At 69.1% G+C, this 13692-nt stretch carries 11 protein-coding genes; 7 read left to right on the top strand and 4 right to left on the bottom strand.

Features of this window, described 5'->3' with window-relative positions; translation table 11 throughout:
* Window positions 1–75: 75 nt before the first annotated feature.
* Both ACZ5XS_RS32880 and ACZ5XS_RS32875 read right to left on the bottom strand, forming a co-directional pair.
* Window positions 76–915, bottom strand: coding sequence for an alpha/beta fold hydrolase (locus ACZ5XS_RS32880; protein ID WP_468657521.1), 840 nt, complete (start codon window positions 913–915; stop codon window positions 76–78).
* Window positions 916–1615: 700 nt separating this feature from the next.
* Window positions 1616–2764 carry a serine hydrolase domain-containing protein gene (locus ACZ5XS_RS32875; RefSeq protein WP_468657519.1) on the bottom strand — a complete coding sequence of 383 codons (1149 nt, stop codon included), beginning with the start codon at window positions 2762–2764 and terminating at the stop codon, window positions 1616–1618.
* Between the two features lie 387 nt (window positions 2765–3151).
* Between ACZ5XS_RS32875 and ACZ5XS_RS32870 the strand changes: the two genes are divergently transcribed.
* From ACZ5XS_RS32870 to ACZ5XS_RS32845, 6 genes are all read left to right on the top strand, one after another.
* The gene (locus ACZ5XS_RS32870) at window positions 3152–6283 is read left to right on the top strand and encodes an AfsR/SARP family transcriptional regulator (protein ID WP_468657517.1); all 3132 of its coding nucleotides are present in this window, start codon (window positions 3152–3154) and stop codon (window positions 6281–6283) included.
* Between the two features lie 1045 nt (window positions 6284–7328).
* Window positions 7329–7910 carry a sigma-70 family RNA polymerase sigma factor gene (locus ACZ5XS_RS32865; protein WP_468657515.1) on the top strand — a complete coding sequence of 194 codons (582 nt, stop codon included), beginning with the start codon at window positions 7329–7331 and terminating at the stop codon, window positions 7908–7910.
* 401 nt (window positions 7911–8311) lie between these two features.
* Window positions 8312–8551, top strand: coding sequence for a hypothetical protein (locus ACZ5XS_RS32860; RefSeq protein WP_468657513.1), 240 nt, complete (start codon window positions 8312–8314; stop codon window positions 8549–8551).
* Entirely contained in the window at window positions 8551–8928 is a 378-nt protein-coding gene (locus tag ACZ5XS_RS32855) for a fic family toxin-antitoxin system, toxin component (protein WP_468657512.1), read from the top strand. The genes ACZ5XS_RS32860 and ACZ5XS_RS32855 overlap by 1 nt, the downstream gene beginning before the upstream one ends.
* Window positions 8929–9005: 77 nt before the next feature.
* The gene (locus ACZ5XS_RS32850; RefSeq protein ID WP_468657510.1) at window positions 9006–9296 is read left to right on the top strand and encodes a hypothetical protein; all 291 of its coding nucleotides are present in this window, start codon (window positions 9006–9008) and stop codon (window positions 9294–9296) included.
* Window positions 9297–9663: 367 nt separating this feature from the next.
* On the top strand, window positions 9664–10263 hold the full coding sequence (locus tag ACZ5XS_RS32845) for a hypothetical protein (protein ID WP_468657508.1): 600 nt from the start codon (window positions 9664–9666) through the stop codon (window positions 10261–10263).
* On the opposite strand, the gene ACZ5XS_RS32840 is transcribed toward ACZ5XS_RS32845, so the two are convergent.
* Both ACZ5XS_RS32840 and ACZ5XS_RS32835 read right to left on the bottom strand, forming a co-directional pair.
* The gene (locus tag ACZ5XS_RS32840; protein WP_468657506.1) at window positions 10254–10679 is read right to left on the bottom strand and encodes a hypothetical protein; all 426 of its coding nucleotides are present in this window, start codon (window positions 10677–10679) and stop codon (window positions 10254–10256) included. The genes ACZ5XS_RS32845 and ACZ5XS_RS32840 overlap by 10 nt on opposite strands.
* 627 nt (window positions 10680–11306) lie before the next feature.
* On the bottom strand, window positions 11307–12320 hold the full coding sequence (locus ACZ5XS_RS32835) for a LacI family DNA-binding transcriptional regulator (RefSeq protein WP_468657504.1): 1014 nt from the start codon (window positions 12318–12320) through the stop codon (window positions 11307–11309).
* 247 nt (window positions 12321–12567) lie between these two features.
* Between ACZ5XS_RS32835 and ACZ5XS_RS32830 the strand changes: the two genes are divergently transcribed.
* Window positions 12568–13587 carry a sugar ABC transporter substrate-binding protein gene (locus ACZ5XS_RS32830; protein WP_468657502.1) on the top strand — a complete coding sequence of 340 codons (1020 nt, stop codon included), beginning with the start codon at window positions 12568–12570 and terminating at the stop codon, window positions 13585–13587.
* Window positions 13588–13692: the final 105 nt, after the last annotated feature.

The following is a 13692-nucleotide window of genomic DNA, read 5'->3' as shown; positions in this document are numbered from 1 at the left end:
GCGTGTGGTGGTGAAGTGCCCGGACGGGCATGACTGTGAGGGACGTGCGATGCCGCGACAGGTCGGAGCTGCCGGTCAGCGGACCGTGCGGGCCGCCTGCTCCACGATGCGGGCGACGGCCTCGGGGCGGGACACGGACACCGCGTGCGACGCGTCGATGACCGTCGTGCGAGCCCCGGCACGGGCCGACATGTAGCGCTGGGCGGCCACGGGGATGTTGAGGTCCTCGGTGGTGACAAGCGACCAGGAGGGGATCGTCTTCCAGGCGGCCTTCGTCGACTTCTCCTCCAGCGCGGTGGCGGCGATCGGACGCTGTCCTGCTGCCATGAGCCTGGCCTTGTCCGCCGGCACGTCCGCAGCGAACTGGTTCCGGAAGTCTTCCGGCTTGATGTACACGTCTGCGCCCTGACCACCGTCGGGCAGCGTGTAGTTGACGGACTCGATCGCCTGGCCGAGGGTGCTGCCGGGGAACTTGTTCGTCAGCCCGAGCGAACTCTCGCCCGTGTCGGGCAGGAACGCGGCGATGTAGACCAGCGCCTTCACCTTGCCCTCCAGGCCTGCGGCGGCCTGGCTGATGACGGTCCCGCCGTAGGAGTGACCGACCAGGACCACGGGCCCGTCGATGTGCTCGACGACGCTGCGCAGGTAGGCGGCATCAGTCGCCGGACCACGCAGCGGGTTGGCGGCGGACACCACGGGATAGCCTGCACGCTGCAGCCGAGTGACGACACCGTCCCAGCTCGCCGCGTCGGCGAACGCCCCGTGCTCCAACACGATCGTCGGACGTATCGGGTGGTGGGACGCCGCACCGGCTACGCCGGGCAGGGTGACTGCGGCCACGGACAGCCCTACGGCCGCTGTGACACCGAGCAGAGCGGATCTGCGGCTCGGACGGGCCGGGCGGGTGATGCGCATGCGTGAATGTCCTTTTCCTTGGTTGTCGTCCCTCACCGGACCGTGCCGGCGAAGTGAGCCGGTGCGTTCGAGGAACGAAGCACCGAGTTCCTTTATGGATGACCGAGTTGTCGTGCGTTTCCGTCTGCGCCAGGCGGTCGACGCGGATCGGACGGGTTGCGGGCCACACACGACAGCGGCCGGAGAGCGGCTGCCGGGCTGCGGCCCGACCCGCCGCTGGAGCATCGCCGCCCCCCCCAACTGCCGGGGCAGGGCGTCTTTCGTCCTGTCCTACGATGGGAAGCCGGGGCCGGTTCACTTCGAGAGCGGAATGTTCGTTCGCGGGCGTCGCACGTGGCTGCGGGGCACGGTCGTCAGCCGCTTCCCGATGTGATCGAGCCTTTGGCCGAGAGCACGCTGCGGTCCTCACACTCGTGACGACTACCGTGTCGGACCGTGGGTGCAGAACCTGCAGCCCGGGTAAGAGAAGCGGCTCCGCCTCCAGCCGGACGACGGCCGCTTACCCGCGGCCCCCGCCTTGCGTCCACCATGAACAGCCTGACCCGGGGGAGCGTCCCGTCCGGATCCGCCCTTCTCGTGGCGGCCCTCTTCACCGGACCAGTGACGGCCGCGCTCTTCCTCCGCCGCGCGCGGCGAGCGTGCCCACGGCGCGGCGCACGCCACCTTCGTCCGGTCCTCCGGGGTGGGGCATGGGCGGGCCTCAGCCGGCGGAGTCCAGGACTTCGTAGACATGCCTCATGTAGCTGAGGGTGCGCTCCGAGCCGAGGATTCCGTCGCCCAGCCGGTTCATCGTGTACGAGAACGTGACGCGCCGGTCGAGGTCCATCATGACGATCGAACCGCCCCGGCCGACCCAGAAGCAGATTCTTCCGGTGGGCATGGCCGGCATCGTCCTCGCATCGGCGAGCGCGAAGCCGATGCCCCAGCGCACGGGAACGCCCAGGAACAGGTCGACTCCGTCGGCCTGTACGTCGAGGGCCTTGTCCACCGTGTCCGCGGAGAGGAGCCGGTGGCCGTTCACCTGGCCGCGCCGTGAGACTACGGAGAGGGCACGGGCCATGCCTCGTGCGTTGCCGTGTCCGTTGACGGCTCCGAGTTCGGCACGACGCCACTGCGGGGTGTCGACGTGCTCGTCCCGGGCGGGGCTGCCGAGCAACGTCCTGGTGAAGATCCCCTCTGGATCGAGGCCGACGGGCATTCCGGAGAGCTGCGACGGGGCCACCAGCCCTGCGATACGCGGCCAGTCGGCCTCCCGCGCACCGATCTGGACGTCGGCCTGTGACGGCTTGGCGATCTCGGTGTCGACGAACTCGGTCAAGGTACGGCCGCTGACCCGCCGGACGAGCTCTCCCACCAGCTGGCCCTGAGTCTGCACGTGGTAGCCCGAGGCGCTGCCCGGCTCCCACCAGGGCGCCTGCGCGGCCAGGCGGGCGCTCGCGGTCGGCCAGTCGTACAGATCGTCGATGGTGAAGGGCTGCTGCCAGCCGGAGAGCCCCGAGGTGTGTGCCAGGACATGCCGCACTTCGATGTCCTGCTTGCCCTGAGCAGCGAACTCGGGCCAGTAGTGCGCGACCGGGCGGTGCAGATCCAGTGCCCCCCGGTCGACGAGGACGAGGGCCGCCAGACTGCCGAGGGTCTTGGTGGTCGACCACAGGCTGACCAACGTGTCCCGGTGCCACGGAACGGTCCGCGCTTCGTCGGCATGCCCACCCCACAGATCGACTTCCATGACTCCGTCGACATCGACGGCGATCGACGCCCCCAACTCCTCGCCGGACTCCAGGTGCGCTGCCAGCGCCGCTCGGACCGGTTCGAACCGGGCGGTGCTCGTTCCTTCGACGATGACCATGTCTTTTCCCACTCTTGAAGACGACCGTTCGATCACTCAACGGAATGAACGCCACGCCGGTTCACGCTTCGTCATAGGTGAGAGCGCCCCTGTCACCAGAGCGCATCGCGCTCGTCGGCGAAGTCATCGCGCCGGGTGACGTCCTGCTAATGTCCTGTCCGGTATGCGGGCAGCGGACGACGGGGTCCTCGCCGCTCCGATCACCTGCTCCGGCCCACCTTGGCGGACAGGTCACCGCGGCGAGGGGCGCGCGGGTGTCCGGGTGGGCCGGCGCCCGGTTTCCCGACCGCGGGAGCGGGTCGCCCACATGTCCGCGGGTCATGGTCATGTATGTGCCCCCGATGGCGGCGCCGTCGAGCGGGACTCTGAGTGGGTACGGTGACAACTGTGAGGCAGGGTCTCGACTTCGGGCTGCTCGGTCCGCTGGTGGTACGGCGAGCGGGTACGGTACTCGATCCGGGTCGGCGCAGGCAGCGGCTGCTGCTGATCCGCCTGTTGCTCGCCGACGGCCGGGCGGTCGCTCCGCAGACGTTGTGCGAGGAACTGTGGCCGCAGCAGCCGGGACGGACACCGGGCGGAGCGATGGGCTCCCTGCACGCCCACATCAGCAAGGTACGCGCGGTCCTGGAACCCCAGCACCTGCGCCGGCAGGGCACCTTCGAGGTACTGGTCACCGAACCCCTGGGCTACGCCCTGCGTGTGCCGCCCGAGAGCCGTGACACCGTACGCTTCGAGCGGGCCCTTGCCCAGGCGCACCGGTTCATGGACCAGGGCCGGCCCGAACACGTCGTGGAAGAGGCACGGAAAGCCCTGGAGATGTGGCGCGGCACCCCGTTCGCCGACGCCGCGCACCACCTGTTCGCCGTCCACGAGGCAGCACGTCTGGAAGAACTGCGGCAGACCACCCGCGAGATCCGCACCACTGCCCTGCTCCTGCGAGGACGGATCACCGAAGCCCTGGACGCGGCACAGGAAATGACCACGGAGCATCCCCTGCGGGAAACCGGCTGGGCCCTGCTGCTGCGCGCCCTGTACCTCGCCGGCCGGCACCCCGAAGCGCTTCAGCGCTACACCGACCTGCGCCGGCACCTGGCCGACGAACTCGGCCTCGAACCCGGCCCGTCCCTACGCGCCCTGCACCACGGCATCCTTCACCACGACCTGCCACCCCTTCACTCAGCCGATGAACTGAACAGATTCGGCGCGGCATCCGTCCCCGGCGGGGGCACCGGGCACGGCCGCGATCCGATCGGGTCCGCCATGTCCGGGGTACCTGACGAGGGCGGGGCAACCGCGCCCGTCGGCCTGGCCGCCGACGCACCGGCCGACGCGGCCGATCGGCCGGATGCGCGTTGCGGTCCGGCCACGGATGACGAGGGAACCACGTCGCCGCCGCCCCTGGCACGTCCGGCACAACTGCCGCGCAGTCTCCCGGTGTTCGCGGGGCGGGCGGCCGAGGGCGCGTGGCTGTCGGCCGTGAGCGGTGCACCGGGCCGGCCCGGACCGACGGCTGCCCCTGTCGTCGTCATCAGCGGTGCTCCCGGTGTCGGCAAGACCACCTTCGCCGTCCACCATGCCCACCGCATCGCCCCCTCTTTCCCCGACGGTCAGCTTTTCGTCAACCTGTGCGGATTCCACCCCGACGCACCCGCCGTCGAACCCGGCAACGCCCTGCACGGCTTCCTCACCGCCCTCGGTGTTCCCGCCCAGCGCATCCCCGAAGACGCCGCCGGCCGCAGCACACTCTTCCGCAGCCTCCTCGCCGACCGGCAGATCCTCCTCGTCCTGGACAACGCCCGCGACGAGCAACAAGTGCGTCCCCTGCTCCCCGCGGGAGCGGGCTGTCTCACCCTGATCACCAGCCGCAACCAGCTCCCCGGCCTGATCACCACCGACGGCGCCAAACCCCTCACCCTCCCACTGCCCTCACAAACCGAGGCCCACCAAGCCCTCGAACGACGCCTGGGAACCGAACGACTGGTCGCCGAGCCCACCGCCACGGCCGACATCATCCGCCTGTGCGGACGACTTCCCCTGGCCATGGCCGTGGTCGCCGCCCGCGCCGAACTCGATCCCTCTTTTCCCCTTCACGCCATCGCCGACGAGCTGCAACACACCCACGGCGGCCTCGACGCATTCACCGGCTTCGACACCACCACAGACGTACGCACCGTGTTCTCCTGGTCCTATCAGTCCCTGGACGAGCCCACCGCCCGGCTCTTCCGCTTCCTGGCCCTGCACCCCGGCCCTCACATCACCGCCCCCGCCGCGGCCAGCCTCGCCGGCCTTCCTCTCCCTCGAACCCGCCGCGCACTAGCCGGACTGGTCAGTTCCTGCCTCGTGGAACAACCACTGCCCGGCCGCTACAGCCTGCACGACCTCCTGCGCGGCTACGCCGCCGAACTGACCCACACCCACGACACCACCGACGAACGCCACCACGCCACCCTCCGGGCCCTGGACCACTACATGTTCACCGCCCACGAGGCCAACCAGCTCCTGAAACACGACACAACGCCCGAGCTCGACCTAGGTGCGCCCAACCCAGGCGTCACCCCGGAGAACCTCACCACCATCAAGCAGGCAACCCGATGGCTCACCGCCGAACACCGGGTGCTGGACGGCCTGCTCCACACCGCCGTCAGCCAGCAGCTGGACCACCACACCACCGGGCTGGCCTGGTCACTCAAGGACTTTCTGTACCGCCAGGAATTCTGGCCGGAAGCCATCACCGCACTGACCCCCGCCCTCGACGTGGCACGACGCCAGAACAACCGTCTTGAAGAAGGCCGTTGCCTTCGCCACCTCGGTGGCGTCCACGGCTATCTCGGCCATCAGGAACAAGCTCTGCACCACCTGCGACTCGCCACCACGATCTTCGAAGAGCTCGACGCAACCGGTGACCTGGCCCGAGCCCACTACGTCACGGCGTGCGCGCTGTTCCTGTTCGGCCGGGTCCAGGAGGCCGTGACGTCCTCCGAGCGGGGACTGGAGCTGTCCCGGGAGACAGGTGAAGAGTTGTGGCTGGCCGAGTGCCTCGTCGAACTCGCCTGGTTCCGCTCCAACCTGGGTCAGCTCGAGAAAAGCCTTCAGTACAGCGAAGAGGGCATCGCCTTGTTCCAGCGCCTGGACGCGCCCTGGCAGCTGGCCCAGGCCTGGGACATTTTGGGCTACAACCTCCGTATGCTCGGCCGTTACGAGGAATCGGTCGCCACCTACCAGCGGGCGACGCGGGCGTTCGAGGAACTGGGCGACCACAGGAACGCCATCGGCTCACTGATGCGGCTGGGCGACACCCGGCTGGCCCTCGGCGACCGGGAAGGCGCACGAGCGGACTGGGTCCACGCCCTCGGAAGCGCCGACGAGCGAGCCATGTCGCACAGCGCCCAGCAAATCCGTGACCGGCTCACCGCCCTGGACATGGATGCGGATCCCACGCCCACCGTGCCGGAGAGGGCGGTCGGGGGCCACAAGCTCCCGGTTCCCAGAAGTGGTGATCCTGCGCGCCAGGTGTATTGATCACGAGCGTTGTCAACACCGACCGGGATGGTTCAGCGGTGATCACTCGTCCCCGTATCCGCTGAGCTCCAGCGGGCGCGGGCCTCCTCTCATCCGCAGGGCAGGGGCGCAGTGCGTCCCCACGTCGGGGCCGGGTCGAGGTCGGCCAAGGGAAGGGTGCGAGGCTTCGAAAGAGTCGTAGCGGACTGCTCTCTGGTCAGCTCGTCGTTGTGGATGTGCAGGACGCCAGTAGAGCCACCGGCCAGGTAACACCCCTGTCGTAGCTGTAGCCCTCGTGCCGGTACATTCCGGGAGGGGCACTGGGTGTAGTGGGCTTGTGTAGTGGGGGCGTTGAACGTCACCAGGACGCCGGCCAGCACTGCACCGGACAACAGGATGCGGCGAAGCCGTGAACCGATCACAGATGTTTCTTTCCCTTTCGAACACCGGCCACAGCGCCGGGAGATGGTGGATTCGAGAGCACGTCCTCGGAAGGCGTGGCAGAGCACCCGTCGCGGAACCGTGCGCCGTGATCTTCGAATGTGCGTCCCTCTTCTGTGAACGCCAGTAACAGGGCGACGGTTCACTCTGCGTCGCAGTTGATGAGCGGTGGCCTTCCGCGGCGCCCCTCAGGGGCGAGCTGCGCCATCCAGGTTTCCCATGGGCTGAGCCACCTGTGTCGGCCGCCGTCCTCCACTCAGCCCTTGCGGGCGCGGTGTGCGATGCGTTCGTGGGGCGGATGCGCGACGGCGGACCGGCCCATTGGTGCGGTGCCGGTCGAGGTGTTCCAGTGCGTCGTGACGGACGTCGCGACGCGAGTGGGCACCCGCTCCGCCCCCGCGGCCCGAACGCCACGGCGGTGGGCCTTCCGCGTGCGACTCGGCCGGAAGCGCGCCCCGCAGCGGATGCCAGGGCTTGGCCGGGGGCGGTCAGCGAGAGAGACGTCAAGGGGCACGACAAGGAGACGACAAGGTTTGGCCAAGGGCTCCCTACGAGAGTTGAGCCACTCGCCCGCGTATGCGGGAGAGCAGGCCACAGAACGCTTGAACACGATTGGGTGCCACCCATGAACGGGATCATGGAAGCGGGGACCACCCCCCTCGCTCCGGCTCGGGCGCATGCCCGGAACGTCACTTCGGACGCCGGCTGCGATGCCTTCCTCCGAGACGTCTACGATCAGTACGGACTTCTGCTCGTCCGGTACGCCACGCGGCTGCTGGACGGCGATTGGCACAAGGCGGAGGACATCTTCCAGGAGACCGCGGCCCGTGCCTGGAAACACGCCCGGTTCTTGGGAACCCGAGGTGACCACATCCGGCCGTGGCTGTTCACCGTCGCCAGGAACCTCGTCATCGACCACCACCGGGCTCGGCAGATCAGGCCGCTTGAGCTGATGCCGGTCGAGGACCTCGACACATCCTGGGATGGCATGAATTCCACGATCACCTCCCACGCAGTGCTGGAAGCACTGGGGGAGCTGAAAGAGCAGCATCGGACCGTCATCCGCCTCATGTACTACCTGGAATGCAGCGTGGCCCAGGCAGCAGAGCACCTCGGCATCCCGCCCGGCACCGTCAAGAGCCGCTCCTTCTACGCCGTGCGGGCACTGCGCAGGGCCCTGGAGAAACAAGACGTACTCGGCGAGTAGCCATGGCACGGGCCAGCTCCGGACGCCAAGGAACCCGTGACCCTGTTCGTGTTCGACCTCCACATCGGGGGAACTGGCCGGCGAGCCGCCAGTGGGTGGTCGCTCTGCGGTGCGACAGCAGCCCTGCATGGCCGAGCAGATCGCGACGACACGGGCGCCGCGGCTGTGCGCTCGCCGCAGGGCGCCGATCACGGCGGGCGGGTCGGGCTCTGTACGGTCGTGCCGGCCGGGGACGAGTACGGTGTCCGCGAGCCGTCCGCGTTGACAGTGGCACCGTCAAGATCGGCGGATGGCTCGCCAGGGCCCGCACGGAACACCGCGCCAGGCAACTCCCTGACGATCGTGTGCGCCGGGCGCTGCTGTCGCCCATCTCTTTCGGTAACACCTGTTACCATGCCGGTATGGCCAAGACACAACTGGGCGCGCGCGTGGACGAAGAAGTCGCGGAACTCGCGAAGAAACGCGCCGCCGACCTCGGGCTGAGCATCGGTGACTACCTCGCCCGGCTCGTGCACGATGACGCCAGCGGCCTGCGGGCCCGCGCGATCGACGGCGCCGCCCGCTTCCTGGCCGAACACCAGAGCGTCTTCGACGAAGCCGAGGACGCCCAGCAGGCACCGCGGGGAGCACGCGCGGCCTGATGGATCTGAACATCGACGTGCCCTGGATCCTGCAGGTTGCCGAGGCGGCCGGAGCGAACGATCCGGCACCTGACGACTACGGTGTTCCCATCTCGGCGGTGGCCCGCCACCGCGCCGAGCTGTTCGAGCAGGCCGTCTACGACGGCCCCTACGCCAAGGCCGCCGCCCTGGTGCACACGCTGGGCCGGTGCCGCTGGCTGGAGCGCTCCAACCTCGCCGTGGCCGCCGCATCCGGCGTGATGTACCTCGAGGCCGCCGGAATCACGGTCAAACCCGCCCGCGAGGACGCCATCGCTCTCAAGGACCTGCTTTTGGACCCGGCCTGCACCGCCGGGAGGATCGCCGCGCTGCTGCGAGCCTGGCCCACCACCACCTGAAACGACTCGCTGGTTCGCCCGCACGCCGGGGCGGGCCTCGCTGCGCGGGACACCAACCACCGGGGGAGGAAGAGCAGATGGATGTGGGCTCGGTGCTCGGCAACGTAGGCCGTGTCGCGGCCGGGGTGGGTCGGTTCGTGTGGCAGGTGATGACCGCGCCGACCACGGGCACAGAGGATGACGCCCGGTTTGAGATCGACAGGCTCGCGGAGAAGATCGAAGGCGAGGTACCGGAGGAGCTGCGGGACCGGGCGTGGGGTCTGGTCCTGGAGGCGCTGTACGAGGTCCCCCGGGAGATCGAGCAGTTGGTGGAGGAACATCAGAGGCCGGACGACGAGGAGGCCGACGAGCCGTCGACCAAGTCCTGATGCCGGAATCCGGAGGGCCCGCCACCCCCGCAAGAAGCGGCGGCCCTGCGGCCTACCGGGGAACGGCGCCTGCAGCCCGTCTCGGCGGCGTTCACCGCCGGGCGGATCGCGGCCGTTCCGGCGGGAGTTCGGCCCTGGTCATGGGGCTGTTCGCGGGACGCCTGCAGCTGACTCCCAACGCTCGCTCATTTTTGGGGAGCGTGGTGTCGAGCCCTCTGTGGCGAGACAGTCGTTCGGTGTGACTCGTGGATCCGGGTTTCCGCCGTCAGTTGTGTACACATCCCTCGATCGTTACGGTGACCGGATGACAGGTCGGGGGATGCGGTGGGTGGGGCTGGCCGGTGGGTTGGTGGCGTCGCTGGCCGCGATGTCCAGCGTGGTGTTGCCGTGGGCGAGGGGCGGCGAACGGACATTTCCTGGCGTGGATGCAGGTGATCGCCTGGAGCCTTACGTCAGCGATGCGATCCTCCCGATCGTGCAGTTCTACCTGGTTCCCGCGTTCGCGTGGTCGTGGGTCGCCTTCCTGCTGGCAACGACAGTGGGAGTACGGGCGCCCTGGGCTCGGTTCGTGGCTGCTGCCGTCGCGTTGCTGCCCACGGCCCTACTGGCCGTGGGGATAGTGACAGCTTCTGATCCGGGACCTCACGCCGAGGGGTATGAGGTGAGGTCACAATGGATAGTCGCGGCCGTGATCGCCGTACTTCTGCTCCTGCTCCTGGCCGCGGTGGTTGCCCTGTTGCGCCGCGTGTACCGGATCTATCACTGGTTCGTCGTCATGTTCCTCGTTGGGCTTGGGGCCCTGCACCTTGTTGCGATCGGTCTCCTTGCGGCCACCCTGCACGCTGATGTGCAGGTCACCGGCTTCGCATGGCTGCCTGGTGCCGGATACATCCTGGCGGGCGTCTTCGCCGCCATCGGGACACGTGGAGCGGCCGCGTTGGCTGAGGAAGATCGGCTTCAGCCGTGAAGCGCCGTTGTCCCTTGGACGGCCTGGTCGGACAGGATTCCTGACTGGGCGATCGCGCGAGGACCGGTGTCCCGGCCGCCGTGCCCCGCACATGGTCCGTGTCGGCTCGGCTGGTGGGTGACGCAGCAGGCCATGGTGCGGACGAGGACGAGGACGAGCTCGGTGTTCGGCTTGTGAGGGTGCAGAGCCACGGGCTGCTGCGAGCACTGCGAGGTGAGCGCGAGTTGCGAGTTCACCGCGCCGACAACGGACCGCTGCTGTCGGTCGGGCTGGCAGAAGGAGGGACTGCACATCCCGGTGCTGGCGATCGGCGCAGAGCTCCCGACCGGCGCCAGCGTCGAGAACGTCATGCGGCAGGTCGCCACGTACGCGACCGGACTGGTCGTTCCCGGCTGGCGGATCAGGGGATCAGACATGTGCCTGCTTGAGCATCGCGGAGTGGTCAAAACCCGGCGACCCCGACCACGAGACGTAGCGCGGGGACGCGTAGGACGACCGCCGCCGCGACTTCCGGGGGCCAACGCCGTCATCGAGTTCGAGCGGTGGCTCACGCACCGCCCCCCCCGTGCACAGCCCCACGGCCCCGCCCCCCCCGTGCACAGCCCCACGGCCCCGCCCGCCCGCGCCGGCCCTGGCTGGACGGCGCCGAACACGTCGTGCGACTCGGCGCACGACCACGGACCGTCCGGACCAGGTGCGGCACAGCTGTCACACAAGGCAACTGCCGTGGCCGTCCGGAACTCGTACTCGCCACCGGGCGCGCGGCCTGCGGCGAGGTGCTCGCCCGGTGGCGCGCCAGGTCCAGCCGGTACGACGACGACCGCTTCGCTGCGCCGCACCCCGCCTACCCGCCGACTACCGTCTGCAGCACCGCCACGGCAGTCCTGGCCAGGTGCGCCGACACGTGCCGGGACCGTCGTGCCCGCGGTCGCCCCACCTCCGCGACCTGCCAGTGCTCACCGGTTGTCTGTCCCCGGAAATCCGGCAGTCGGGCCAAGACCCGGCTGCTCGCCTGCCACCGCTCCCAGCTCGCCTTCCCCCTGTCACGCGGGTTCGGCCGTGGTGCCGCGCAGGACGAGGCGTGGGGCGAGGACGACCTCGCGGGGTTCGGTGCGTTCATGGTCGAGGCGCTCGACCGCGGCGGTCACCGCGTGCCGGGCCTGTTCCTGGGCGCTCTGGCTGACGGTGGTCAAGTTGAAGCAGCTCAGCCGGGAGAGCGTGTCGTCGTCGTAGCCGACGACGGAGACCCGTCCCGGGACGGCGACGCCGGCGCGGGTCAGGGCGGCCAGCACACCGATGGCCGACTGGTCGTTGAACGCGACGACCGCGCTGGGCAGTTGGGGTCCGTGGAGGAGGTGGCGGGCGGCGTGCTCGCCGGCCGCCTCGGTATGGTCGCCGGTGAGAACCCGGATGTGGTCGCCCAGTCCGTGGCGGCGCATGGCGGTGCGGTAGCCGCGGCGCCGGTCGGTGGCGATGACGCCCTTGCCGCCGTCGACGTAGACGATCTCGCGGTGGCCGAGATCGACGAGATGGTCGACGATCTGGCCCACTCCGTCGTCGTCCGCGGTGCGTACGACGTCCAGGGCGGCGTCGGCGATGCGGCGGCCGACGGCGATGACGGGGGCCTTGTTGTCGAGGGCGGCGAGCGTGTCGGCCGGCGAGGTCGGGCCGAGCAGGATCAGTGCCTCGCTGCGGAAGGCCAGCAGTGTCTCCACCGCGGTCTGTTCGTCGCGGGTGCGGGTGAGTGTGCTGAGGACGAGGTCGTAGCCGACCTCCTCGGCCGCGGTGTGCAGGTGCTCGACCAGTTCGGCATGGAACGGGCTGCGGACGTCGACCATGACACCGAGCAGTCGGCTTCGCCTGCTGGCCAGCGTGCTGGCGGTGCGGTCCACCTGGTAGCCGAGGTCGGCAGCCGCCTTGAGGACACGCTGCCGGGTTCGCTCGCTGGGGCCGGGCACGCCGCGCAGTACCAGGGACACCGACGCCGTGGACACGCCCACCCGCGCGGCTACGTCCTCCAACCGCGGACGCTTGTGCCCGCCGTTGCGGTGACGCATGGAACCACTGTCGGCCACTTGTACCTCCGCGCGGCAGATCTCCTCGAGCAACACCCTTGACACGATCACGAAACAAGGCCGATAGTACCAGGACTTAAAGCGCTTTAAATTGTTCTGACGTTCTAAACAGCTCAGCCCAGTGAGCGCGAGGCCTCGAGGCCTTACAGGCATTGATCGCCACTCGTCTTCGGTGGCCGACCCGAAATCCGCGGATCCCTCTCCTCCATGCACAGTGAGGTGCACGCCCATGACCCGCACACCGCTTCCCCGCTCCCGCAGAATCGTCCCCGCAGTGGCGGTGGCCGCCGCGGCCGCCCTGACCCTCGCGAGCTGTTCCAGCAGCTCGGGAGGGAAGAAGGCCGAGGAGAGCGCCGGCAACGTCTCGGCCGGCAAGGCATCCACACCGCGCATGACGATCGCGATGGTCACCCACGCGCCCTCCGGCGACACCTTCTGGGACACCATCCGCAAGGGCGCCGAAGCCGCCGCGGCCAAGGACAACGTCAAGCTGATCTACTCCAACGACGAGACCGCCGGTGACCAGGCCAACCTGGTGCAGAACGCGATCGACCAGAAGGTCGACGGCATCGCGGTCACCCTCGCCAAGCCCGACGCCCTGAAGGACGTGGTCGCCAAGGCCGAGAAGGCCGGCATCCCCGTTGTCGGCCTCAACGCGGGCCTGGGCGTCTGGAAGCAGCAGGGCCTGCTGTCGTTCTTCGGCCAGGACGAGTCGGTCTCCGGCGAGGCCCTCGGCTCCAAGCTCAACGGCACCGGCGCCAAGCACGCCCTGTGCGTGATCCAGGCACAGGGCGACGTCAACCTCCAAGAGCGCTGCGACGGCGTGAAGAAGACCTTCAGCGGCAAGACGGACATCCTCTACGTCAACGGCACGGACATGCCGTCGGTGAAGTCGACCATCACGGCCAAGCTGAAGCAGGACTCTTCGATCGACGAGGTGGTCACCCTCGGCGCACCCATCGCGCTGACCGCCACGCAGTCGGTCTCCGAGTCGGGCAGCAAGGCCAAGGTCGCCACCTTCGACCTGAACAAGGCCCTGGTGTCCGCCATCGAGGCGGGCACCATCCAGTTCGCGGTCGACCAACAGCCCTTCCTGCAGGGCTACCTGGCCGTCGACTCCCTCTGGCTCTACAAGACCAACGGCAACTTCAGCGGCGGCGGCCAGCAGCCCGTGCTGACCGGCCCGGCCTTCGTCGACAACTCCAACGTCGACACCGTCGCCCGGTTCGCCGCCAAGGGAACCCGGTGATGAGCATGACCCAACAGGCTGCGCCGGCGGTGCCACACCACCGGCCTCCGGCCCGAAGCAGACCGATGGCCGGACCGCTGCACGGCCCCTTGCCGCACGTGCTCC

It is taken from the genome of Streptomyces sp. NPDC033131 (assembly GCF_055578365.1).
Note: the sequence above shows the minus strand (reverse complement) of the source record. Positions and strands in the feature narration are given on the sequence as shown.

Excerpts from the sequence above, each read along its gene's own strand:
- ACZ5XS_RS32880 (WP_468657521.1), bottom strand. The coding sequence starts at position 915 with ATGCGCATCACCCGCCCGGCCCGTCCGAGCCGCAGATCCGCTCTGCTC.
- ACZ5XS_RS32875 (WP_468657519.1), bottom strand. The coding sequence starts at position 2,764 with ATGGTCATCGTCGAAGGAACGAGCACCGCCCGGTTCGAACCGGTCCGA.
- ACZ5XS_RS32865 (WP_468657515.1), top strand. The coding sequence starts at position 7,329 with ATGAACGGGATCATGGAAGCGGGGACCACCCCCCTCGCTCCGGCTCGG.
- ACZ5XS_RS32860 (WP_468657513.1), top strand. The coding sequence starts at position 8,312 with ATGGCCAAGACACAACTGGGCGCGCGCGTGGACGAAGAAGTCGCGGAA.
- ACZ5XS_RS32855 (WP_468657512.1), top strand. The coding sequence starts at position 8,551 with ATGGATCTGAACATCGACGTGCCCTGGATCCTGCAGGTTGCCGAGGCG.
- ACZ5XS_RS32850 (WP_468657510.1), top strand. The coding sequence starts at position 9,006 with ATGGATGTGGGCTCGGTGCTCGGCAACGTAGGCCGTGTCGCGGCCGGG.
- ACZ5XS_RS32845 (WP_468657508.1), top strand. The coding sequence starts at position 9,664 with ATGTCCAGCGTGGTGTTGCCGTGGGCGAGGGGCGGCGAACGGACATTT.
- ACZ5XS_RS32840 (WP_468657506.1), bottom strand. The coding sequence starts at position 10,679 with ATGTCTGATCCCCTGATCCGCCAGCCGGGAACGACCAGTCCGGTCGCG.
- ACZ5XS_RS32835 (WP_468657504.1), bottom strand. The coding sequence starts at position 12,320 with ATGCGTCACCGCAACGGCGGGCACAAGCGTCCGCGGTTGGAGGACGTA.
- ACZ5XS_RS32830 (WP_468657502.1), top strand. The coding sequence starts at position 12,568 with ATGACCCGCACACCGCTTCCCCGCTCCCGCAGAATCGTCCCCGCAGTG.